Source organism: Candidatus Erwinia dacicola (assembly GCF_001756855.1).
Lineage (GTDB): Bacteria > Pseudomonadota > Gammaproteobacteria > Enterobacterales > Enterobacteriaceae > Erwinia > Erwinia dacicola.
The window spans coordinates 1-2,164 of sequence record NZ_MAYS01000587.1; the positions used below are offsets into that span (position 1 = coordinate 1).

At 48.2% G+C, this 2,164-nt stretch carries 3 pseudogenes; 2 read left to right on the forward strand and 1 reads right to left on the reverse strand.

Annotation, left to right across the window (positions count from 1 at the left end):
• Together BBW68_RS14520 and BBW68_RS14525 are read left to right on the forward strand one after the other, a co-directional pair.
• Positions 1-190 (forward strand): annotated as a pseudogene (locus BBW68_RS14520) (IS3 family transposase); the annotation flags it as partial.
• A pseudogene (locus BBW68_RS14525) lies at positions 183-719 on the forward strand (IS110 family RNA-guided transposase); the annotation flags it as partial. The pseudogenes BBW68_RS14520 and BBW68_RS14525, both read left to right, overlap by 8 nt.
• A gap of 216 nt (positions 720-935) precedes the next feature.
• On the opposite strand, the pseudogene BBW68_RS17245 reads toward BBW68_RS14525, so the two are convergent.
• Positions 936-1,979, reverse strand: a pseudogene (locus tag BBW68_RS17245) (IS481 family transposase).
• Positions 1,980-2,164: the final 185 nt, after the last annotated feature.

Genomic DNA, 2,164 nt, shown 5'->3' on the forward strand with positions numbered 1-2,164 from the left:
GAGCCTGAAGACCGAATGGGTGCCGACGAAGGGCTATAACAGCTTCAGCGAAGCCCAGGGCGCGATAATCCGCTATATAACGGGATATTACAGCGCTATCAGGCCCCACTGGTATAACGGCAGTCTGACGCCCAACGAATCTGAGCGGCTGTACTACTTACAGTCTAATGCTGTGGCCAGTATTAGTTGACCACTACACAACGGTGTTGGCTGATAATGAACTTCCGGCCTATCTTGCGCGGTTACTGATGCGTTTACATGCGCATTATCTTTACCTGACAGAGCAGATCACTGAACTAGAAACAGAGCTGGAGCAGGAACTGGGCCATGATGAAACAGGACAGCACCTTCAGACTATACCGGGTATAGGGCCAATAACCGCCAGCGTTTTATCTTCTCAGTTGGGCGATGGTAAGCAATATGCCAGCAGCCGGGATTTCGCTGCTTCAACCGGACTGGTCCCATGCCAGTACAGCACGGGCGGCAGAAATACACTTTTAGGCATAAGTAAACGCGGAGATAAAAACCTGCGACGCTTGCTGGTTCAGTGTGCCAGGGTGTTTATCCAGAGAATCGAGCATCAGTCAGGAAGTCTGGCTGAATGGGTAAAAACTCAGCTTGAACGAAAGCACTCCAATGTAGTGGCCTGTGCCCTAGCCAACAAGATGGCCCGAATAGCGTGGGCAATAACGACCCGGCAGACCGTGTTTGAAAGGTAACGGTAACGCAGTTTACCTGACGGGTTAATCGTTAATAACGTAGTTTCCTATCTGGTTTCGCGAAGACTTATTATTGATGACATGAACGGCGTATCGACCTAGTCAAAAGCTAACATAAAAAATGGCTCTCTGAAGCCGTGCCGTTTTTTAGGCTTATCTGTACTAGCTCAGACCTAATCTGACAGTTACCGGTTATTTATACAGGTGTCTGTCAGATTAAATTTGGTTCAGATTCTTTTCTGCCCAGACTCGCTTACCATCAAGCAATGTTGCCATTGGCGTACGCCCGCAGCACATTTTTCCCTGATGGGTTCGCTCATTATTGTAATGCCACAGCCAGTTGTCAAGATTCGTTTGCAGGCTTTCGAGGTCTACATATGACTTCTTGCGGAACGTAACCTGATAAAATTCCTGTAAAATAGTTTTATGGAATCGCTCGCAGATACCATTCGTCTGCGGAGACATTGCTTTCGTTTTCGTATGGTCTATATCGTTGATAGCCAGATAAAACTGGTAGTCATGTTGTTCCACTTTACCGCAGTACTCCGTCCCTCGGTCAGTCAGTATTCTCAGCATCGGTAGCCTCTGAGACTCGTAGAACGGCAACACGCGATCATTGAGCAGGTCGGCGGCGGTGATCGGCGTTTTACTCGTATATAACTTGCAGTGAGCCATTTTCGAGTAAGTATCCACAAATGTCTGCTGGTAGATGCGGCCCACGCCTTTCAGATTGCCAACGTAGATAGGTATCCTGAGACCCCAGATAACCCGGGTGAGCCGTCTCTATTTCACCACAGGCTTCGTCGTCGTGCGCTTTCTTTTCCAGTGCCACTATTTGAGCATCGGTAAGCACGATGCCTTCTCTGGCGATTTTTTCCTCAAGTGCCTTCAGGCGTTTACGGAAGTTCTCCAAGTCGTGCCGTTGCCAGATGGAACGCACGCCGCTGCCGGAGATAAAAATGCTTTTTTTTTACGCAGCTCATTACTGGTCCGGTGCTGACCATGCGCCGGAAACTCAATGGCGTAATCAACAACCGCGCGTTCAGTGGCTTCATCAGTACGATTCTTTAGATTGGGGACCCTGCAGCTTTGATTAATAAGAGCATCAATACCGCCTTCTCCAGCCAGCTCCTGATAACGATAAAACGTATCTCGCGACACGCCCATGATTTTACAGGCTTTTGATACGTTACCAAGTTCTTCGGCCAGATTAAGCAGACCTGCTTTGTGTTTAATAATGGGATTGCCACTATGAAACATGAGAGTTACCTCGCGTTTTGTTGTAAGGATTCGATACCCATATCAAAACCGGTAACTCTCAACCTTTCAAGGTCCAGTGTTAGATCAAGTCGCGATTAATACAGCTTATCAAGTGCGGAACTCATCGTGGCGCGGGCATCCTTGCCCATAGTGACGCCGGATAGATTTAGGGGCTATCCTAGATA